A 21,481-nucleotide genomic window follows, 5' to 3' on the forward strand; every position below is an offset into this window, starting at 1 on the left:
GAGTATAGTAGTCTTAAGGAAGGGGGAGTGTAGATTGATCAGGATATCAAGAGCGAAGAAAGTCTTATTGCTCACTTTGGCCATCATCATCTTCATCATCGCCAACCGGATCTCGAGCGTGCAGCATTTGACAGCAAGATTCGCCGCCAGTATGTATGTGAGCTTGAAATATCAAGAACTTGACCTCGAATACCAAAACGTGGAATATTCACCCCAGTTCGAAGATTACTCTGTCGCCTATAAGGACAGGGATGGCAGGGTATACGGCTTTATGGTCACTCCTAAATCAATGCCTGTCATCATCATGCATGATCCCCTCAGTGAGACTCCTTAGAAATACAAACTATTTTTCTTTCAATCTTTCACGAATCATGTATAATAAATGAATAATAACTTAATGAACGTAACCACAAGGGGAGCGAAAGCTGAGAGTGAACACATTGTTCTGACCCTCTGAACCTGTTAGTTAGGACTAGCGTAGGGATGTGGAAAATAAGCAATGAATGGTCTAATTCATGCTGTATCTTCATTCCCCCTTTATGGTTTCGGTTCAATATTCCAGGGGGATTTTTTTATGAAAAATTTACGTCTTGTCGTACTGCTGGAAGCTTCATTGATGGCGGCTTTCGCTGTGATCCTTGATCTGCTTCCTTCTATTAAACTGTCACCGAGCATCTCTATTTCAATCGCGATGGTGCCGATCTTTCTACTATCCTATCGAAGAGGCATGACAGCCGGTATCCTGGCAGGATTTGTTTGGGGGATCCTGCAGATTGCCCTCGGAGACGCCTGGATTGCGACACCTGTCCAAATGGTGATCGAGTATTTCATCGCCTTCGCTTTCATCGGATTTGCCGGGCTCCTTTCCGGTAGAATTCAATCGGCATTAGGAGAGAACAGAAAATCCAAAGCGATTCTGTGGGTGATCCTTGCTACGTTTTTAGGCAGCCTGGCGAGGTATTTCTGGCATTTCATCGCAGGCTTTATCTTTTTTGCCGAATATGCACCGGAAGATATGTCTCCGGTACTTTTCTCATTCGTCGTAAACGGCATCACGATGCTCGGCTCGGCGATCCTTTGTGCACTGACACTGGTGATCATCACCAATATCGCACCGAGACTGATCAAAGTGCGTACAGCACGTCAGGAAATGACCCGCAAAGCTTCTTAATATGCCGGACCGGTCCTTTTGGGGCCGGTCTTTTTTTGAGGAGAGATCATATTCAGCCTCTCATATTAAATCTCCGTTAAATCATGATGTTCCTCATTGCTTACACACTCTCTTTCCGATAAACTAAACCTATTCAAAAAATAGTACGTGTGGAGAGATCGTATGGAAGCAAAAATGATAAGAAGATATGACATTATGGAGGTCAGCCTCCTCGCAGGGAAGATCATGCTGCAAAGCGGGGCCGAGACTTACCGGGTGGAAGATACGATGATGCGGATCGCCGCTTCCTATGGTATCTCCGAATCCCATAGCTACGTGACCCCGACCGGGATCATCTTCTCGATTGAAACGTCTGAACCGACAAAAACGAAGCTGATTCGAATCAACGAGCGTTCAACGGACCTTGAAAAGGTGACCCTCGTCAACAGCATCTCCCGGCAGATCAGCCTGGGCCACCTTACGATTGAAGAAGCGTACAACGCCCTTGAAAAGTTGGATGAATCCGACCTGTCTTATTCACTCCTGCTTCAAGTCGCGGCAGCATCGATCGCCAGCGGCTGCTTCCTCATCATGTTCCAGGGGATCTGGAAGGATTTCATCCCGGCGTTGATCACTGGGGGCATCGGATTTACAAGCCTGATCTATTTCCACCGCTTCGTACCGATCAAGTTCTTTGCAGAATTCCTGGCGTCCTTCATCATCGGGATGCTTTCCTTCGGTTTCGTACAGCTCGGATATGGACAGGAATTGGATAAGATCATCATCGGATCCGTCATGCCGCTTGTACCCGGACTGTTAATCACGAACGCGGTCAGGGACCTCATGGCCGGACATCTCGTCTCCGGTTTATCAAAAGGGGCAGAAGCCTTCCTGACCGCCTTTGCGATCGGCACGGGCATCGCGGTCGTATTCACGCTCACGTAGAGTGAAAAACGTTAAGAAAGATTTGAGGTGAAAAAGGGATGCTCATCATCGAACAATTAATCACAAGCTTCATTTCCGCAGCGGCATTCGGCATCATCTTCAATGCCCCGAAACAATCCCTTTTCAAATGCGGAATTGTCGGGATGCTTGGGTGGATCATCTATATCATCATGATCCTGAACGAAGCAGACACCGTGCTTGCCACGCTGCTTGCCTCCTTTGTCGTCGCCGTGGTCAGCCAGGTGTTTGCAAAGATGTACAAAACCCCGGTCATCATCTTCTCTGTTGCCGGGATCATCCCCCTCGTTCCGGGAGGGCTTGCTTATGATGCAATGCGAAACTTTGTTCAGAACGACTACAACGCTGCCATCAACCTGGCGGCCAAAGCCTTCATGATCTCAGGCTCCATCGCCATCGGACTCATCTTCTCCGAAGTCATCAACCAGCTCATCCGAAACGCCAAACTGAACGCCAGCGCCCGGCGAATGAGATAGAGGGACGGACCTTGCTTGTGTGAGGTCTTTTTTTGAGGTTGGCATGGGGGTGTGGTACTGCTCGTCGTTGCGATAGCGATTTTTCGACAAAGAGATCATATATTGAGCATCACGCTCATATATCAGGATTCGAGCTCATAAATTAAAAATCCGGCTCATATTTTTCGAAAGCGGCTCATAAATAGTGGAAACCGGCTCATAAGTGAGGGAAGAGAGCCGGTTTTGGTCTGTCTGAAGGGTTCGACAGGTCTTCAATAAGGTGAATTCTGGTTGGATATGAGCATGAAATCGATTTTTCATCAAAAGAACAGCTAAAGTTGGACGGTTTTCTATAAAAATAAACTACCAGTAAAGCGGCAGACACTTGGATATGAATATCGTATAAGTGTTTAGCCTCGCACAGAGATTTTTCGACAAAGAGATCATATATCGAGCATCACGCTCATATATCAGAATTCAAGCTCATAAATTAAAAATCCGGCTCATATTTTTCGAAAGGGGATCATAAATAGTGGAAACCGGCTCATAAGTGAGGGAGAGAGCCGGTTTTGGTCTGTCTGAAGGGTTCGACAAGTCTTCAATAAGGTGGATTCTGGTTGGATATGAGCAGGAAATCGATTTTTCATCAAAAAAACAGCTGAATTCGGACGTTTCTCCATAAAACTAAAAGAGGCAGACACTCTGATATGCATATCCGTTAAAATCCTCATTGCCAACGATTTCTCGACAAAGAGATCACATATAAGTAACACCAATATAACTCAAGCTTCCGGCTCATAACTTGTCAAAACCACCTCACAAATGAGACAGCCAGTTCTTAACTCTCTGATCAGTCCGCCACCTCTCACATACCTCGCTAAACCCTACATAAAAACAAAAACCTATTTTCAAAAAGCTTTCCACCACAATTCCTCCCTTAAACCCGGACAACTCCCCATGTAACGAATCCCCCTTCACAACGTCTAATGACCTAATAAGACGTATAGGAGGGTCATACCATGAGGAAAAAGTACTTATTCATTATGGCAGCTGTTGTTCTGCTTTTAGCGCTAGGGACGTTTGTGTACAGCCAGAGGCCTGTAGTAGAGACGGATGGGAAGTTCGCTGATGAGTCTCTTTTGATGGAGAATGACGCATGGACATTGCGGTTCTCGAAGGCTCTTAGCAAAAATACCGTCACGCGGGAAAACATCTTTGTTGAAGACTCAGACGGCAGGAGGGTCGACGTTTCCCTGACGCTGAGTGATGACCGGAAGTCCCTGGAGGTGGCCCCGCCATCAGAAGGATATCCGTCAGGACAGCAACGATTCATCCTTCATATTTCTCCAAAAGTGAAAACCACATGGGGCCTTTCGTATGATGGAGACACGGAAATCCCCTTTACCGTCACCTCGCAATTACCAAGCATACAATCGAAACAGGCACTGACGAATTATTTTAAGAAAATCATCAAAGAAAATAAAAAGCATGCCGGTTTATTTAGAACGATGGAGTTGGAAACGAAAACGGCTGAGGATTCTGCAGAAATGGAATCTTCTCAATCGACCTCCGAGTTTTCAGGAACGAATAATCAGGTTGAGGGTGTCGATGAGGGAGATGTGGTGAAGACAGACGGCCGGTATATTTATCAACTGACGGACCGGAAGCTCGTCATTACGGAGGTAAAGCCTTTGAAGGTGCTCTCGACACTTCCGTTTAAAGAAAATTTCAACCCCCACCATCTCTTTGTGGAAAAAAATAAGCTGCTTGTCATCGGCACGAGCTGGTCACCCCCTTTTTATGAAAAGGGAGACCGGCAGTCCAGTCCGCCGATCATGCCGGTTGAAGGGATGACGGTCGCGATGATGTATGATATCTCGGACAGGGAGAAACCCGCCCTTCTCAGAGAGGTGGAGCTTGAAGGCGGGTATGTGGCATCAAGGAAAGTCGATTCTCATATTTACTTAATTTCAAATATGTCCCCGAACTACTGGATGCTTGAACAGGATGATGAGGTGGACTTGAGGCCCCGGGTGAAGGACAGTTTGAATGGGGAGGGAATGAAAAGGATACCTGCAGAGGATATACAGTACTTCCCACAATCTCAATCGCTTCAGTACACATTGATTACAAGCCTGGATATGGAGGAGCCGGAAGCTTCTATTACGGTTCAAACCTATCTTGGCGGCGGACAGAATGTCTACATGTCAGAAGAAAACTTGTACGTCGCCGTTGAAAAGTACAGGGAAAACGGAGATTGGGCGTCTGCTGATACGGGGATTCATAAGTTTGCCGTCCGTGACGGGGATATCCGCTATACTGCATCAGGGAGTGTAGACGGACGGGTGTTGAATCAATTCTCGATGGATGAGCACGAAGGAAATTTCCGGATCGCCACGACAGAAGGGGAAGCGTGGGACGATGATCACCCGTCATCCAATTCGCTTTATATATTAGACTCCTCTATGAGAAAGGTTGGGGAAGTAGAGAAGTTGGCACGGGGGGAAAGAATATATTCGGTCAGATTTATGGGAGATAAAGCGTATATCGTCACCTTCAAGCAGGTGGATCCGTTATTTGTTATCGATACATCGGATCCTGCCAATCCAAAAGTGGAAGGAGAGCTGAAAATACCCGGTTTCAGCACCTATCTTCACCCGATTGATGAGCATCACCTGATCGGATTCGGCTACGATACGAAAGTGATCAGTGAGAAAATGTCCGATGAGCCTAGAGTCAGCCGAAATGGAATGAAAATGTCTCTCTTTGATATCACCGATTTCGAGAATCCAAAAGAAATGGACACAGAAATCATCGGGGGAAGCGGGACCCATTCTACTCTGTTGGAAGACCATAAAGCCTTATTGCATATGAGAGAGAGAAATCTTTATGGATTTCCGGTCACTGTTTACGATGAAAAAGAAAAAAGCAGCCGCGAGCTGGATTTTGATTATCAGGGCGCACTCCTTTATGAAATCACCCCTGAAAAAGGCATCGTAAGAAGGGCAAAGTTCACCGAAAAAGAGCTCTATGAAGAGTGGGAGAACCAAATCCAGCGGCTCATCTATATTGATGAAGAGCTTTACACCGTTTCACACAGCGAGATCACTGCGTATTCGCTAAATGATTTTGAGAAAGTTGGTTTTATTGGGATTGATTGAAGAAATGGGCCCTCGGAAACGAGAGGCCCATTTTTTATTGGACAATGAGGAAAGCTGTTTTTGCCTTCGGTCACCTGGAGGCTCCCAACTACCCCGAAGACCTAAAAAACGGTAAAATGGTACACATATAGAAAACAGTTTGACGTAAGAGGGGTGTCGAGTTGAAGGTCATACATTTTTTGAAGCCTTACAAGGTGTCGATGGCGATAGCCTGGACGTTGATGCTTGTAGAGCTTGCCGTGGAATTGTTGAATCCGCTGTTTATGGCGCGGATCATTGATGATGGAATCATGAAAGAAGATATGGATGTTGTGCTGATGTGGGGGGCGGTCATGGTCGGGATGTCTCTCCTTGCCTTCGTTTCAGGGGTGACGAATTCGTTTTTTGCCGCTCATACGAGTCAGGGGTTTGGTTATGATGTGCGGGATCGTCTGTATCGGAAAGTTCAATCGTTTTCGTTTGCAAGCTTCAATAAACTTCCGGCTGCGTCTCTTATCACGAGGATGACGAATGACGTAAGGCAGCTGCAAAATACGATTTTTATGAGTCTTCGGATCATGCTCCGGGCCCCGCTGCTCGTCATCGGATCAACGATCATGGCTTTGACTGTGAATGCCCGTCTGTCCCTGGTTTTACTGCTTGTGATCCCAGTGCTGTGGGTGTTTCTGTTATGGGTGTTGAAAAAGGGATGGAGCCTGTTTGAAAAGGTTCAATCCCGTCTGGATAAAGTGAATGAGGTCATGAAGGAGAATCTATCGGGGATCCGGCTGATCAAGGCATATACCCGGAGCCGATATGAAGAGAACAGGTTTCATGAGGCGAGTGGGGAATTGAAAGATCGGACGGTCTCTGCCCTCCGCTTCATGGAGATCATCATGCCCCTGTTGATGCTTGCGATGAATATCGCCCTTCTTTTCGTACTGTGGTTCGGGAGTATCGAGGTTGCTGCAGGGGGAGCGGGTGTAGGGGAAATCGTGGCCATCGTCACGTATGTCACGAGGATTTCTTCGGTCTTTTCGATATTCTCCTTTATCATCACGAGCTTTTCCCGGGCCAGGGCTTCAGCCGCCCGGGTCGAAGAAGTCCTTCAGACGGAAGTCGATCTGATGGACGGGGAAGAAGTAAACCGGGAGGCAGTGGAATTGAAGGGGAGCATTCGCTTTCAAGATGTTTCCTTCCACTATCCTTCCACCCGGGGCGAAGTACTCCAGGATCTTTTATTTAAAGTGGAGGCAGGTCAGACCGTATCAGTGCTGGGTGCGACAGGGTCGGGGAAAACCTCCCTGTTCCAGCTCATTCCCCGTCTGTATGATGCGACGGCGGGGACGGTCGAACTGGATGGCAGGCCCGTCAAAAAGATTCCTTTGGAGGTGATCAGGGGGAATATCGGATATGTCCCTCAGGAAGTGATCCTGTTTTCCGGATCCGTTTCAGAAAACCTGCTATGGGGGAAGGAAGGTGCGACCCGGGAAGACATGATCCAGGCGGCAAAGGATGCACAGATTCATGGCACGATCATGAATCTTCCGAAAGGGTATGATACCGTCCTTGGTCAAAAAGGGATCAATCTGTCTGGCGGTCAGAAACAGCGGCTGTCGATTGCGAGGGCACTCATCCGGAAACCTAACATCCTGCTGCTGGATGACAGCACGAGTGCATTGGATTTGAAAACTGAATCCAGGCTGCTTCACGCCTTGAAGCAATATCGATGCACCACCATGGTCATCACCCAAAAAATCAGTACAGCGATGGAGTCGGATCGCATTCTGCTCCTTGAGGACGGCATGTTGATCGGAGAAGGTTCCCATGAGACCCTTCTGGCAGAATCCCGTCTGTATCAGCGCATCTATCATTCTCAGTTCGGAGAGGGGGAGGTCCATCATGTCTAGGCATGTCGGTAAAAAGTTGGGGAAGAAAGATAAAGCGAAAGACGCAAAGGGTACCCTCAGGCGTTTGTGGCACTATCTCTCTGAAATGAAAGTGATTCTGTATCTCGTCATTTTGATGGTCGTCATTTCATCTGCGGCTGCGCTGCTCGGACCGTTCCTTGTCGGGAAAGCGATCGATGAGTATGTGGTGACGAAGGAGCCTGCGGGATTGGCCGGGCTGGTTCTCGGGTTGATCGGGGTATATATGTTACATTCCCTCTCTGTATGGTTCCAGAACTATTGGATGATCGGCGTTGCCCAAGATACGGTCTACCGGATGAGAAAGGATCTGTTTCATCACCTTCACCGCCTGTCGATCCCGTTTTTTGATAAGCGGAAACATGGAGAGCTGATGAGCAGGGTGACGAATGATATTGATAATGTAAGCGCCACGTTGAACAGTTCGTTCATCCAGATCATATCGAGTGTCCTGACGCTCGCAGGCACCGTCTCGATCATGCTGTGGCTGAGCCCGCTCCTCACACTGATCACGATGACGATCGTTCCCCTGATGGTCCTTGGCATGAAGTGGATCACCAAGCGGACGGGACCATTATTCAAAGAGTATCAGCAGAATATCGGGGAATTGAACGGCTATATAGAAGAAACCATTTCCGGACATGCAATCATCAAAACCTTTTCACGTGAAGAAACGGCGATCAAGGATTTCAGTGAAAAGAATGAGCGCCTCAGGAAAGCTGCCTACTGGGCGGATACTTACTCAGGATTCATCCCGAAACTCATGAACGTATTGAACAACGCAAGCTTTGCCGTCATTGCAGGCGTCGGGGGCATCTTCGCATTAAACGGGATGATCACAATCGGGGTGATCGTGATCTTTGCTGAATATGCCCGTCAATTCACGCGCCCGTTGAATGAGCTGGCGAACCAATATAACACGCTGCTATCGGCCATTGCAGGAGCCGAGCGGGTATTTCAGATCCTCGATGAAGAGGAAGAAGCCCGTGATGAAGGGGATAGTGTTGAAATTGATGCGGTTGAGGGGGAAGTGGCGTTCCGTGAGGTTTCTTTTTCTTATGAAAAAGGAGAAAAGACGCTGCGGGATGTCTCGTTTTCGATTGCGCCGGGTGAGACGGTCGCCCTGGTCGGACCGACCGGGGCAGGGAAAACGACGATTACGAGCCTCTTGTCCCGTTTTTATGAGCCTACTGAAGGAAAGATTGAAATCGACGGAAGAAGCATCTCATCGATTAAGCGGCAGAGCCTCCGCCGGCAAATGGGATTTGTGCTTCAGGATAGCTTTCTTTTCAAAGGGACGATTGCCGAAAATATCCGGTACGGAAGGCTCGACGCCAGCGATGAAGAGGTGAGGGAAGCAGCGAAGCTTGCCAATGCCCATTCCTTTATCGAAAAGATGCCGGACGGTTATGATACAGAGCTCCGGCCGGACGGGAACGGGATCAGCCAGGGGCAGAAGCAGCTATTGTCCATCGCCCGGGCGATCCTTTCCGATCCAGCGATCCTCATCCTCGATGAAGCGACAAGCAGTATAGATACGATCACTGAGCTGAAAATCCAGGAGGCCCTGAAGCGGCTGATGGCCGGACGCACGAGCGTGGTGGTGGCCCACCGCCTGAACACGATCCGCCAGGCCGATCAAATCCTCGTCCTTGATCAGGGGGCGATCATCGAACGGGGATCCCATGAAGAACTGCTGAAGAAGAAAGGGTTCTATCACGGGCTGTATCATAGTCAGTTGAGTGAGAGCAGTTAGGTGTGGTGGCCGTTTTCGTTTTGAAAGTAAAATCCGGGAATTGAAAATAAAGTCGTGTGATTTGAAAATAAAAATGAATTTTTGAAAATAAAATCATATGTTTGAAAATATACACCTGCTTTTTGAAAATAAACGCCCGGAAACCCGGTCGAACACACGCCGAAACATAAAAAAACCCCTCAAAAGCAAAAGCTTTTGAGGGGTTTTTTTTGTCAAGGGCTGAACATCCTGTCAGTGATCCCTCACGTGTTGCCTTCATCGGATAAAGACAACTCTGTAACTTGCAACATCACAAGTAATATATTTATATCTTGAACGTTGTTTGCAGATAATAAACAGCCGCGGGCAATTCCTTGAGTCGTTTGATATACCTAAACGACGTAAGCCCTACCTCTCTTACATCCTAACGGCTCCGAAGCCGATCCAGTGTGAATAAGTTGTTAAATCAAAACAGAATAGAATTACGAATTATCTTCTATATCGTTTCAATGTATGTTACAAGATTACAATAAATAAATATAACATCATCATTGTATTATGTCAAGGGATTGTTGATTATAATTCAAGCGACTGTGGTGAATCTTCTTCATCGTTCATTAAGCGGATCGCAGTCGGTTCGATTTTCAACACGATATAGTTCGGGTCGTTCGGACCGTCGAACCACTTGTTCATATGTTCATTCCATAGTTTTTCCTTATAGTGGGCAGATTCTTCGATTGATGCCTTTCCTTCGACTTCGACGAATGTATCCCCGTAGCCTTCCCCTTCATATCCGAGAAGGATGTGGACATGTGGGTTCGCGTCGATCTCTTCTGTCTTATGGGTGTCTTTGTGAGTAGGCGTATACATCGTAAGGTCTTCATGTGAGAAGGTCATATAGCGTGAATGTGGCTTATTGTTTTTAACCGTTGCAAGGGTCCCGATCTTGCTTTCATCCAGAACCTTTAAGATTTGTTGCTTCAGTTCAGCTTGTGACACGTTCATCCATCTCCTTATTTCATCAGATAACCATACTATTCCTTTATTGATGTGGAAATAAACATGGAAATGTGTATAAAGTGCGGGAACCGGGAATAACGGAATCAATAAGAAGATAAGGAGGATGACCGTGCTGCCGGAGGAATTGATTGAACGATGTAAAAAGAGAATGGAACCTTTTCACTGTGAAGGATTTGTATATGGGAGAGGCCCTCATGATCCTGTCATCATGGTTGTCGGGGAAGCGCCGGGAGAGACTGAAATCCATAATGGCATGCCGTTCAGTGGACGTGCAGGGAAGGTGCTCGACGGGTTCTTTCATTATTTGGGGATTTCAAGGGAAGGGATTTATATCACTTCCGCTGTGAGGAGCAGGCCGTACAAGATCGTTCCGAAGCAGACCCGTGACGGGGAAATCATTCATAAGAAATATAACAGGGCGCCAAATGCAAAGGAGCAGCTTGCCCATGCACCGATTCTTGATTATGAAATCTGCCACATCCAGCCCGAGCTGATCGTGACGCTCGGAAATATCGGATTGCAGCGATTGTTGGGGAAGAGATACAAGATATCGAACGTCCACGGTGAGCTGATCCATTCTCCCGTAAGGCGTCTCGTGGATCCGGAGGGAGATGAGTGGACGGTGAGTGAGGAGACCTACCGCATCTTTCCTACTTATCACCCTGCGTCCATCTTCTATAATCGCTCATTGGAAAAGGAAATCTACAAAGATCTTGATGTGCTGAAAGGCATCATCGGCAAAAGTTGAACCTGCCATGTTTTAGCTCCCTGCTGAATGGGAAACGTAAGAAAAAAGAATGTAAGGTGATGACAGATGTTTTTTGGAACGTGGTATGGAATATATCGAATCATAATTGTAGGGGTGCTTGCCTACCTGTCCCTCGTTGTCCTGTTAAGGATGTCAGGTAAAAGAACCCTCTCTAAGATGAATGCCTTTGACTTGATCGTGACGGTCGGGATCGGCTCGGTCCTTGGTATCATCCTTTTAAATAAGAAAGTTCCCCTGATGGAAGGGATCACCGCGTACCTTGTACTGATCGGCATGCAGTATGTGGTCGCCTGGTTATCCGTTCGTTCACATACAGTCGATCAGCTGGTGAAGTCTTCACCGAGCCTGTTATATTACCGTGACCAATTCGTCGATGAGAAGATGAAAAAGGAAAGAATCGCCGAAATGGATGTCTTTCAAGCTGTCAGGGACTATGGTTACGGATCCCTGAATGATGTGGAGATGGTCATCCTTGAAGCGGATGGAGGGTTCTCGGTCATCGGTAAATCGAAGGAAACTGATGGTGAAGTGATGAAGCATGTGAGAGGATACTCTGAATGAAAAGAAGGCATTTCGTGGAGAAATGCCTTCTTTTTTATTGTTTTTTTGTCAAATTCTCCTGAGCCATCCGGACAAGCTCTTTTACCATGCTTCCCCCGATCCTCCCGCCGACTTTCCCGGCCTGCTCGGAAGTCAATTTTCCGTTATAGCCCCGTTGAAGAGGGATCCCCTGTTCTTTTGCAATTTCATATTTCGCTTCATTCGGGTCCTGTGTCCCTGACACTTTTGCTTTCAATTGATCCATGGCGTTCCGTGCTTCAGGTACGAGAAGTTTTCTTTTGGACATCATCATCACCCCTTCCCTTAGGTTGTCCCAAACTTTTTTTATAAGTAAAAAGTCTTGTTCTAAAAGGATTTTCATTTGGTGATAGGAAAAAAGGAAGAAAAAAAGATTGTCTATATTGTGTCAAATAAAATATAATTCTTAATAGTTAGATAATTTTGTAAAGAAAAGGGGGAAATGCCATGGAAGATTTCGTTGGCAAGTTGGTAGGGATTCTTTGGTCTCCGGTCATGATTTACTTCTGTTTAGGTGTAGGCTTACTATTTTCTATCTTAACGAAGTTTTTACAAGTGCGATTGATTAAAGACATGGTCGTTCAAATGTTCAAGGGAGGAAGCTCGAAAGCCGGGGTATCGTCATTCCAGGCGCTGGCACTGTCATTATCGGGACGTGTCGGGACAGGGAATATCGCCGGTACGGCAACTGCGATTGCTTTCGGGGGACCGGGTGCGGTCTTCTGGATGTGGACGATTGCGTTCATCGGTGCGAGCAGTGCCTTTATTGAATCCACTCTTGCTCAAATTTACAAGGTGAAGCAGGATGGAGAATACCGGGGAGGACCAGCCTACTATATTGAAAAAGGGATTGGCTGGAAATGGTATGCTGTACTCTTCTCTTTTGCAACCTTGCTTGCCATGAGTATTTTGATGCCCGGAATCCAGTCGAATTCGATTGCATTGGGTCTTGAAAATGCATTTGACCTGAGCACGACGGTAACGGGATTAGGTCTTGTCGTATTAATTGGAGTCATCATTTTTGGTGGAGTCAAACGGATTGCCGGAGTGGCTTCTTATGTTGTTCCATTTATGGCCATTGCCTATATCCTTCTTTCACTTATTATTGTGGGAATGAATATTACGGAAATCCCTGCAGTATTTTCTCTGATTTTCAAAAGTGCATTCGGCTTTGATTCAGCTTTCGGTGGAATCATTGGGATGGCCGTATCCTGGGGTGTGAAACGTGGAATCTACTCCAATGAAGCAGGTCAAGGTACAGGTCCTCACGCAGCGGCGGCTGCAGAGGTTTCCCACCCTGCCAAACAGGGTCTCGTTCAGGCGTTTTCGGTTTATATCGATACACTTCTTGTTTGTACGGCAACAGCTTTCATGATTTTGTTCACAGGTTCTTTCAATACAGAAGGGCCGGATGGGAACATGATCGCCAATAACCTGGAGGGGGTTGAAGCTGGACCGGGTTATACACAGGCAGCCATCGAAACGGTGCTTCCTGGATTCGGTGCTTCATTTGTCGCGATCGCCCTGTTCTTCTTCGCATTCACGACGATCATGGCTTACTATTACATGGCAGAGACGAATGTTGCATATCTGCTGAGAGGGAAGAACTCTAAGGCTGCGATGATCATCTTGAAGCTCGTCCTCCTTGGCGCCACTTTCTACGGTGCTGTAAGAGAAGCGGCATTGGCGTGGGCATTGGGTGATATCGGGCTTGGCCTCATGGTATGGCTGAACTTGATCGCCATCCTTATCCTGGCGAAACCTGCCCTGAAAGCCTTGAAGGATTATGAAGAACAGAAGAAGCAAGGGTTGGATCCAGTCTTTAATTCAACCAAGCTCGGCATCAAAAATGCAGAGTTCTGGGAACAGGAATATAAGGTGGAAGACAAAGAGAATGCATCATAATCAATAAGGGAAACCTGCTGCCGAAATGGCAGCAGGTTTCTTTTTGTACTTATGAAGTCTGACTTTTCCCTGCAAAATAAATCCTGTCCCCGATGTATTTTTGGAAAGCATACATGAAAAGGGACTTGAGAAAAAACAGAAGAGATAACTGGTACTGCTTTAGGTGGATCAACTTCCAAACGCCAAGCTTTTTGAAAAGAGCGTAAAACGGGTACGTAAAGAATGAGTCGATCAGGAGGTTCATAAAGAGGTAAAGATAAAAGTTCCCATAGAATAATTTAAGGATCCAGACTGAACCGCTCGGGAATATCCCTAAAATAAAGGGGATGATGCCATTGCCTTTCGGAAAGATTTTCGTCGTGATGGTCCACCATTTGATTTTTTCAGCCAAAACGCCTTCAAGGAATACGAGTCCTGACATGAACAGGGCCGCCGGCAGGTATTTTTTGATGCTTTCCTTTCCTGCCAATAAGAGTAATATCCAGGAGAGGGCCATCAATATCAATAAGTATCGTTTATTTTTATGATTGCTCACGGTGATTCCCCCTAATAAGAGATGTGGGTGGTTTATGTATAGAATGATACAGCGCTGTGGCTTTTATGCGGAAAGAAGAGAAATGTATTCCGATCAGATTACTGAACAATATTTTTGAGTTGAGACCCGAATTTGATTATGATAAAGAAAACGGAAGGAATCGGAGGTGCGTTTCAGTGGATTTATATGAACCGTTTATTCAAAGTGACCGACAAAGGAAGCTTGTGGAACTGGCTGCCGGACTGGCAGACGTGTTCGCTGGCCGCGGGGAGGCCTATGACCGGGAAGAGGCTTTTCCTTATGAAAATTTCAATGACTTAAAGAAAAGCGGTTACGGGGCGTTATCGATCCCGAAAGAGTATGGCGGCGAAGAGATCAGTTTATATGAGTTTGTCATGATCCAGGAAAGGCTTGCGGCTGGGGATGCTGCCACAGCATTGTCGATTGGCTGGCATCTCGGTGTGCTGATGGAACTGACGGAAACAAGGTCATGGAAAGAAGGGGTATTCAAGGTGCTGTGTGAGGAGATCTCTGCAAACAGCGCGCTCATTAACAGGGCTGCTACAGAACCGGCTACAGGAAGTCCGACACGGGGCGGGCTGCCGGAAACTAAAGCTGTGAAAGCAGAAGGAGGATGGACGCTGACCGGAAGGAAGTCGTTCACTTCGATGGCAAGGATGCTGGACTACTCCTTGGTATCGGCTACCCTGGATGATACAGATGAAAAGGGGTTCTTCCTCGTTGATCATACGAGGGAAGGAGTAAGCGTAGAAGAGACGTGGGACACGATTTCCATGAAGGGAACAGGAAGCGATGACCTGGTCCTGAAAGATGTCAGCCTCCCCGATTCCGCACTTGTAGAGCGGGACAGCGCGCAAGGGAAGAAGGGAGACCTCCCTAAAGCATGGCTCCTTCACATTCCTGCCTGCTACATAGGTGTAGCAATCGCAGCAAGAAACGAAGCGATCCGGTTCGCTAAAGAGTATTCCCCAAACAGTTTACCGGGACCGATCAAGGATGTGCCAGAAGTTCAAAGGAAAATCGGGGAAATGGAGCTGGAGCTGTTTAAAGCGAGACAGATTCTTTATTCAGTGGCTGATAAATGGGACAAGGAACCTGACAAGCGGCAGCATATGGCAGCAGAGCTTGCTTCTGTCAAACATATCGTCACAAACAGCGCGTTTCAGATCGTCGATACAGCCATGAGGATTGTCGGGGCGAAAAGCCTGTTCCGCTCAAGCCCGATGCAACGGTATTACCGGGACGTGCGGGCAGGGCTCCATAACCCGCCGATGGATGATATGGTCATCGGGATGCTTTCGAAACAGGCGTTGTCCTGAGTAATGAAATTCATTATAAAAAATCCGGACGGCCATTCGTAACGAAGCCGTCCGGATTTTTTATATTTATGCTGTTTTCGTAAACATTCTGGCTTTTAGACAAGCGAGATGCGGTTGATTTCCGCTCCAGATGCTCGCTTTCCGCGGGGATGGCGGTGAGCCTCCTCGGACTTTGTCCTGCGGGGTCTCACCTGTCCATCAGTTCCCGCAGGAGTCGAGCATCTTCCGCTCCAATCAACCATCGAAGATAAAAACCAAAAATCCACTCAATAATCTGCTGATTCATCTTCTGAATAGAAGTGATCAACTTAATTCATGTACATTGGCCTTGATTCATTGCTATGACAATTTTTCATTCCACAGCCTCAAATTTCCTAAGATGCTCACCTTAACGTCTAATAATAGCAACAATCTATGCGAATGATCTTCATTCAGGATGCAATGTCTTCTCCAATAACGTTTGATGCTGTTCCTCCAGGATGTGTACTTCATTAAGCTCTTCAATCAAATCATGAATCGACAGAAGTTCGTAGAGCATGACCGTTTCACATGAGAAATGGTGCTTCATGGATTGAAATGGCTTCATATGAAGGCCTTCATGATCTTCCCAGAACTCATCCAGCAGATTTTTCATCAGTGTGAAATGCTGCTCAGGTATATGGAAAGACGGGTGGTGCATGATCGCCTTGATGCTTTGGGTCGCCTCTAGTATCCGTTCTTTTTCATCGTCACTGAATGTGTATTGGACAGGGAGGTAGATCAGGTTGCCGATATGAAACAGGATTTGCCTCAACAGGTTCAGCTTCTTGTATTCATAATGAAAATAGCGCATCTCCTGACGGCTGTACCGGTGAAGTTTCCATTCTTCTTTCTGATATTCGCACAGGGTATCGGTTGATTCGATCTCCCTCAAAATATCATTGAAAATCAGCTTGGTGTCTTTATGGAGAGAATGATTCTGAAGAATCTCAGACCCTCTTTTCTCCAGTAGGTTCCCTGTTTTGAAATAGAGATTATGAATGTTGGTGGAAATGGTGTTGCTGTATTTTGGCGGCAGGATCCACAAGTTGACCAGTGTGGATACAATCAAGCCGATCGTGGTCGTTCCTAGCCGAATGAAAAACGTGGCCACATAGTGATCGTGTATCGTAGGGACCATCGCGATCCCTGTCAGGGTGGCAACGAGAATCCCTGCCCCGAGATGGAGCTTATGGCATGTAACGATGGTAAGAAGTGCAACGAGTGCATACGTGATGGCGTGATCCCCGAGTGCGTGGGTGATGATCACGGCAAACAGTGCTCCAATCGCCGATGCCGGGAAACGGATGAACGCTTTTTTGATAGAATTGGCAGCAGTCGGCTCGATGGTCACGATAGCGGTGATGACCGCAAAGGTAGCCGGCCAGTCCATCAGCTCACAAATCAGCGCTGTAAGGAATACGGCAAGTCCCGTCTTCGCAATCCTTCCTCCGACAAACTGAAATTTTTTAAGAAAATCCATAATCAAACCCTCTTTAACAGTATTCGATCACCTATATTATATAGGATGTAAAAAAAGATGGAAATGAACCGACAAAAAAGAACTGTTCGAAAGTGAACAGTTCTTTTATATATGATCACTCATCTAAGAGGCAGTGGCCTTAATAAAATCTTGATGGATTGAGGCATCTTACTTTCATTCTGAGCATCTTTCAAATACCTGAACATCTGTTTACCAGCGACAGAGTTAGCGGAATGAATGGTGATCCTTTCAGCGAATAACTGTTTTTCCACCATGTAATGTACGAGCATTAGTCCATTCCGGGTCTTGCTTTCCAAGTCGTGATCCAATGAAAGGTGATCGATCGAAAAATGAAGCAGAAGGTCAATACATTCATCGATATCTTTCGCGAGAATGTACCCTTCAGGACAGTGTCGATAGTCGTCTAAAAATACGTTTACTGTCATAGTTATTCTTCTTTCGTCATTTGACTTAATTCAACCCTATCAGATATTGACAAATACTTATATAGGCAAATAGTATGAAAAATACCAATATACTGGTAAATTTTTTGGTGGTGTATAGTGGATAATCATTGTAACAGATGGAGCTGATAAGGAAAAAAGTAGTGATACCGCTTATTGGGATAGGACTTCCATTAACAGGTCCGGTCGATCGGTAATGATTCCATCGGCACCGAGATCAACGAGTCTCTCCATTGTTTCTTTATCATTGATCGTCCAATAGTGAAGATAAAGGCCGATGCGGTGGGCCCCGTGTATCAAGACAGGGTTGGTCAGATCGAACCTTCCCTCCTGAAGTGGCAGCTGAAAGGCATCAACGTTCGATTTATATAAGTTTCTAAGGAATAGTTTATGAAGCAGGACGAATTTCTTCGCTTCCTGCTTCCCCCCCTGAGTCGCCACCCGGCCATTTGAGTGAGATTCGAAGAGGTTGATGATCTTCTGATCGAATGAAGCGATAAGAACTTTGTCTTCCATCTCATACTCCTCGATGAGCATCCATAACTTTTCAATGATTTCTTCCATCCTGTCTTCAGGGTTGTCATCTTTGATCTCTATATTGACTCTCATATCCGGAAACCGCTGAAACACTTCTTCAAGTGTCGGTACATAGACGTGCTTGCCCCGATAAGAGAAGTTCCCTTCAAGATCTTGAAAGTAGTACGCTGCATCCAAGTGCTGAAGCTCTTTCAGCGTGTAATCCTTCACAAAGCCGGTTCCGTTTGTGGTGGCATCCACCGTCGGATCGTGAATCGTTACCAAGTGGCCGTCCTTCGTAATATGTATATCCGTTTCAATCACATCGACGCCGAGCGCTGTCGCATTCCGGAATGCTTCGATTGTGTTGCCGGGAGCAAGGTGCTTGCCTCCTTGATGGGCGATGACGAGGGGACGGCCGTCTTTCTGTTGAAAGAACGGGGGAGGAGCGGCTTTTTGGACAGGCATCCAATATGAGATCACAGGCACCGAAAGAAAAAAAATGACAGCGAACATGATGAAGATGAAACGATGTTTTTTAGGAGATTTCGAGATTTTTGGATATGTCGGGTTCATTCCACGGTCATCCTTTTAATGTAAAAGTTTGTTATTTTCTATTATAAGTAGGAGGGTGGTCATTTAGGACAAGAAATTGTGGGGAGAGGGGAATCGTTCTTGGTTAAGTTCGGGTTATTACTTTAAGGAGTAAAATAATTACGTTTTAAGATAAAAAACTATTGCTTTTGAAAGTAAAATGAATTACCTTATTAAGTAAGGAGGGGATATTTTCCATGAAAGATCATTTACGCTTGAACGTTCCGCTGCTGCGCCGACGGGTGCCCAACCTGACGACTGCAGCCAAAACGGTCGGACTCCGTCCTGCCACTGTATCAAATTTATGCACAGGTAAAATTTCGGTCGGCCGAGCCGAAGTGAAGACGCTTGTGACGCTTGCCAACCTGGCCGAATGTACGTTGGATGAATTGATTATTCAAGGAGGGAAAGTAAGTATGATAGAAACGGGGATTAAACCGATTGACTTATTTGCACCGATTGTACAGGGGGGGACGAATGGATTCGTTGCCCGGTCACAGATCGGCCAGTTTGTTGTGTTGGCTGAACTGACAAGTGTGTTGAAGAAAAAGGGTTATCATTCGATTTTACTGACGCCGGACAAATCATATCCAGGCTTGAGCGACCTTGAAGCGTTCGTCGATGTAAAATGTCATGGCATTGACGATGCGTTTGCTGAAGTGTCCCTCATCGGGGATAAAGACAAGGTTCTGTTATACGTCGACCGTTCCTTTGTCCTGTCCGGCGAACTGTATGACCTGAGGGAACGTTTCGAAGCCGACGGTTATGCGGATATTACAACATTCTTATTCGACCCGAGCGGCGAAGCGGTTGATGAGGACGATCCATTCGGACCCCTTGATACACTGTGCTACTTCGATATAGACCTGGCCACGAGGGGAATCTATCCTGCGATCCATCCAGTACAGTCGACGTCTGTCCTTCTGGAGGATGATGCACTGGAATCAAGTCATACCTCGACGAATAAAAAGGCGAAAACATTACTCAGACGTTACAAAGAAATCCGTGTACTCATGAACACACTCGGCAAGGAGAAGATCCCCGAAGCCGATCTCGAGCGCTTCCACATCGGGGAGAGACTCGAAGCCTACTTAAGCCAGCCCTTCTATGTGGCAGAAGAATTCACCAAAGTCAAAGGCCAAACCGTCCCGGTCCAACACACCATCCAAGACATCCAACACATCCTGCAAGGCCAATACAACAACCAGGACCCCAAAGACCTTACCTACAAAGGCAAACTGACCTAAAGCCTGAGGGACAAAGCCTGAGGGACGGACCTCCCCGGTGAAGAGAATAAGCATCAAAAGTGGGTCAAAACGAGGAGGGACGGACCTCCTCGTTTTGACCCGATACCAGGAACCGAACCCGTTCCCAAGCCTTTTCAATGCCGGTAAGGAGTGGGAAACAGTTGATTTTGAGGCACGGACCTCTACTGAAAAGTGGAGGTCCGTCCCTCTTTTTTGGAAGATAAAAGAGGATTTAGGAGTATTTTGTCGTATGTGTATGGTAATACATTTTTTTCGTGGGAGATTTATTGATGCTGGTTGAGAAGTTGTTATTGCATGTATTGATCATATTGGCGCCTGTACTCGTTCAGACGTCTCTCCTTGAGAATCATAAGCTGGGGAAATCTCCTGTGTTCATTGGGGTGCTGCACGGGTTGGCGGCTTTTATGTGCCTGATCTTTGCATATGAAAGCTTCGGTTTGTACTGGGATTTTCGTTATATTCCCTTGGTTCTTTCGATGCTGTACGGCGGAAGGAAAGCGGGGGTCATCGTATTTCTGTTTATTATCGCTGCCCGGATCATCAATGGGGGGGATGCCCTCGTCTTCGGTTTCATCAGTGCGTTTTTGGCCGGATTCATGCCGTTTTTGATTTCCAATCAGTTCTGGTCTTTTTCCCCTAAAAAGCGTGTGACGTTCGCCGTCTTGCTTGGGTTCTGGCCAGCACTTGTCATGTTGGCGATCCTCCTGTCATATGCGTTCATCACGGGAGTCCCTGTGTCGGGGAATCAAGAGATGGGGATCTATGTCGTGATTTTCGGTGGCATCCAGGTATTGGGAGTGGGACTTGCAGCTCAGTTGAACGAATGGATGATTGAAAAGAAGCAGTTGAGAGAAGAGATCATGAAGTCGGAGAAGCTCAACACCCTCGGGGAGCTGGCTGCTTCGATTGCCCATGAGGTCCGGAATCCGTTAACGGTCGTGAAAGGCTTTCTTCAATTGATGAAAAAGCAGGTGAAGGGCGACCATGATGAATATTTGAAAATCGTGCTGAGTGAGCTTGGAAGGGCTGAAGATATCATCAATGATTACTTGAACTTTGCCAAGCCGGAGCTTGAAAAGGTTGAAAGGGTCAATGTGAAGGACGTCTTAATGGACGTCAATTTCCTTCTGAACGCCTATGCCTTGAAAGAAGGGGTTCATTTGGAGGCGGATGTGGAGGAAGAGGGTCTGTTGTGGACAGACCGGAACAAACTGAAACAGGCCTTCGTCAATATCATCAAGAACGCGATCGAAGCGACACCTCCGCAGGGAAGTGTGAACGTCAGCCTGGAAGTGAAGGACGCTTTGGCTCTGATCACCGTGAAGGATACGGGAAAAGGGATGACAAAGGAACAGGTTGCGAAACTTGGGACATTATTTTATACAACGAAAGATCATGGAACGGGCCTTGGTACATCGGTCTCCATCCGTATCATTGAGGCAATGGGGGGCAATGTCCGTTACTCAAGCGTTGTGGGAAAAGGAACGACTGCGGTCATCACCCTGCCGATGAATAGTGAAAAGATAGCCAGGTTACATCCTGAATCAAATAAAAAGTTCATGCATAAACAAAACGCTTAGCTTAAAGGACTAAGTGTTTTTTTGTTGATTTTAAATAGT

19 protein-coding genes and 1 riboswitch are annotated in these 21,481 nt (G+C 46.6%); of the genes, 13 read left to right on the plus strand and 6 right to left on the minus strand.

What is annotated here, in order from left to right; all coding sequences use genetic code 11:
- Positions 1 to 34 precede the first annotated feature (34 nt).
- The 7 genes from KH172YL63_RS02275 to KH172YL63_RS02305 all read left to right on the plus strand — a co-directional run bounded on the left by KH172YL63_RS02275 (position 35) and on the right by KH172YL63_RS02305 (position 9,392).
- The gene (locus KH172YL63_RS02275) at positions 35 to 334 is read left to right on the plus strand and encodes a hypothetical protein (RefSeq protein WP_173104588.1); all 300 of its coding nucleotides are present in this window, start codon (positions 35 to 37) and stop codon (positions 332 to 334) included.
- A gap of 68 nt (positions 335 to 402) precedes the next feature.
- Positions 403 to 501, plus strand: a riboswitch (TPP riboswitch).
- Positions 502 to 574: 73 nt separating this feature from the next.
- A complete protein-coding gene (gene thiT, locus KH172YL63_RS02280; protein ID WP_173104589.1) occupies positions 575 to 1,171 on the plus strand; it encodes an energy-coupled thiamine transporter ThiT in 597 nt (198 codons plus the stop codon).
- A 162-nt stretch (positions 1,172 to 1,333) separates the two neighbouring features.
- The gene (locus KH172YL63_RS02285) at positions 1,334 to 2,095 is read left to right on the plus strand and encodes a threonine/serine exporter family protein (RefSeq protein WP_173104590.1); all 762 of its coding nucleotides are present in this window, start codon (positions 1,334 to 1,336) and stop codon (positions 2,093 to 2,095) included.
- Positions 2,096 to 2,133: 38 nt separating this feature from the next.
- Positions 2,134 to 2,589 (plus strand): threonine/serine exporter family protein, encoded by a 456-nt coding sequence (locus KH172YL63_RS02290; RefSeq protein WP_173104591.1) that lies wholly within the window; start codon positions 2,134 to 2,136, stop codon positions 2,587 to 2,589.
- Positions 2,590 to 3,587: 998 nt separating this feature from the next.
- Entirely contained in the window at positions 3,588 to 5,729 is a 2,142-nt protein-coding gene (locus KH172YL63_RS02295) for a beta-propeller domain-containing protein (protein WP_173104592.1), read from the plus strand.
- Positions 5,730 to 5,929: 200 nt separating this feature from the next.
- On the plus strand, positions 5,930 to 7,618 hold the full coding sequence (locus KH172YL63_RS02300; protein WP_173108023.1) for an ABC transporter ATP-binding protein: 1,689 nt from the start codon (positions 5,930 to 5,932) through the stop codon (positions 7,616 to 7,618).
- A complete protein-coding gene (locus tag KH172YL63_RS02305; RefSeq protein ID WP_173104593.1) occupies positions 7,611 to 9,392 on the plus strand; it encodes an ABC transporter ATP-binding protein in 1,782 nt (593 codons plus the stop codon). Before KH172YL63_RS02300 ends, KH172YL63_RS02305 begins: the two co-directional genes overlap by 8 nt.
- Before the next feature lie 555 nt (positions 9,393 to 9,947).
- Here KH172YL63_RS02305 and KH172YL63_RS02310 read toward each other — a convergent pair.
- On the minus strand, positions 9,948 to 10,370 hold the full coding sequence (locus KH172YL63_RS02310; protein WP_173104594.1) for a pyridoxamine 5'-phosphate oxidase family protein: 423 nt from the start codon (positions 10,368 to 10,370) through the stop codon (positions 9,948 to 9,950).
- 124 nt (positions 10,371 to 10,494) lie between these two features.
- Between KH172YL63_RS02310 and KH172YL63_RS02315 the strand changes: the two genes are divergently transcribed.
- Both KH172YL63_RS02315 and KH172YL63_RS02320 read left to right on the plus strand, forming a co-directional pair.
- Positions 10,495 to 11,139, plus strand: coding sequence for a uracil-DNA glycosylase (locus KH172YL63_RS02315; RefSeq protein WP_173104595.1), 645 nt, complete (start codon positions 10,495 to 10,497; stop codon positions 11,137 to 11,139).
- A gap of 66 nt (positions 11,140 to 11,205) precedes the next feature.
- Complete coding sequence (locus KH172YL63_RS02320; RefSeq protein WP_173104596.1) at positions 11,206 to 11,721, plus strand: DUF421 domain-containing protein; 516 nt, start codon at positions 11,206 to 11,208, stop codon at positions 11,719 to 11,721.
- Positions 11,722 to 11,755: 34 nt separating this feature from the next.
- Here the strand turns inward: KH172YL63_RS02320 and KH172YL63_RS02325 are convergent, their stop codons facing one another.
- Entirely contained in the window at positions 11,756 to 12,013 is a 258-nt protein-coding gene (locus tag KH172YL63_RS02325) for an alpha/beta-type small acid-soluble spore protein (protein ID WP_173104597.1), read from the minus strand.
- Between the two features lie 173 nt (positions 12,014 to 12,186).
- On the opposite strand from KH172YL63_RS02325, the gene KH172YL63_RS02330 reads away from it, so the two are divergent.
- Positions 12,187 to 13,644: an alanine/glycine:cation symporter family protein gene (locus tag KH172YL63_RS02330; RefSeq protein WP_173104598.1), complete on the plus strand. Its 1,458-nt coding sequence runs from the start codon at positions 12,187 to 12,189 to the stop codon at positions 13,642 to 13,644.
- A gap of 49 nt (positions 13,645 to 13,693) precedes the next feature.
- Here KH172YL63_RS02330 and KH172YL63_RS02335 read toward each other — a convergent pair whose 3' ends face one another.
- A complete protein-coding gene (locus tag KH172YL63_RS02335) occupies positions 13,694 to 14,179 on the minus strand; it encodes a hypothetical protein (RefSeq protein ID WP_232066102.1) in 486 nt (161 codons plus the stop codon).
- Between the two features lie 176 nt (positions 14,180 to 14,355).
- Here KH172YL63_RS02335 and KH172YL63_RS02340 point away from each other — a divergent pair, with 176 nt between their 5' ends.
- Positions 14,356 to 15,519 carry an acyl-CoA dehydrogenase family protein gene (locus tag KH172YL63_RS02340; protein WP_332066906.1) on the plus strand — a complete coding sequence of 388 codons (1,164 nt, stop codon included), beginning with the start codon at positions 14,356 to 14,358 and terminating at the stop codon, positions 15,517 to 15,519.
- Positions 15,520 to 15,946: 427 nt separating this feature from the next.
- On the opposite strand, the gene KH172YL63_RS02345 is transcribed toward KH172YL63_RS02340, so the two are convergent.
- From KH172YL63_RS02345 to KH172YL63_RS02355, 3 genes are all read right to left on the minus strand, one after another.
- Complete coding sequence (locus KH172YL63_RS02345; protein WP_173104599.1) at positions 15,947 to 17,020, minus strand: aromatic acid exporter family protein; 1,074 nt, start codon at positions 17,018 to 17,020, stop codon at positions 15,947 to 15,949.
- Positions 17,021 to 17,139: 119 nt separating this feature from the next.
- On the minus strand, positions 17,140 to 17,466 hold the full coding sequence (locus KH172YL63_RS02350) for a cyclic-phosphate processing receiver domain-containing protein (protein WP_173104600.1): 327 nt from the start codon (positions 17,464 to 17,466) through the stop codon (positions 17,140 to 17,142).
- A 171-nt stretch (positions 17,467 to 17,637) separates the two neighbouring features.
- The gene (locus tag KH172YL63_RS02355; RefSeq protein ID WP_173104601.1) at positions 17,638 to 18,576 is read right to left on the minus strand and encodes a glycerophosphodiester phosphodiesterase family protein; all 939 of its coding nucleotides are present in this window, start codon (positions 18,574 to 18,576) and stop codon (positions 17,638 to 17,640) included.
- Positions 18,577 to 18,791: 215 nt separating this feature from the next.
- Between KH172YL63_RS02355 and KH172YL63_RS02360 the strand changes: the two genes are divergently transcribed.
- On the plus strand, positions 18,792 to 19,841 hold the full coding sequence (locus KH172YL63_RS02360; protein ID WP_173104602.1) for an ATP synthase beta subunit C-terminal domain-containing protein: 1,050 nt from the start codon (positions 18,792 to 18,794) through the stop codon (positions 19,839 to 19,841).
- A gap of 290 nt (positions 19,842 to 20,131) precedes the next feature.
- Entirely contained in the window at positions 20,132 to 21,442 is a 1,311-nt protein-coding gene (locus tag KH172YL63_RS02365) for an ATP-binding protein (RefSeq protein WP_173104603.1), read from the plus strand.
- Positions 21,443 to 21,481 lie beyond the last annotated feature (39 nt).

The organism is Bacillus sp. KH172YL63, assembly GCF_011398925.1.
In the GTDB taxonomy this organism is placed as follows: Bacteria; Bacillota; Bacilli; order Bacillales; family Bacillaceae_B; genus Rossellomorea.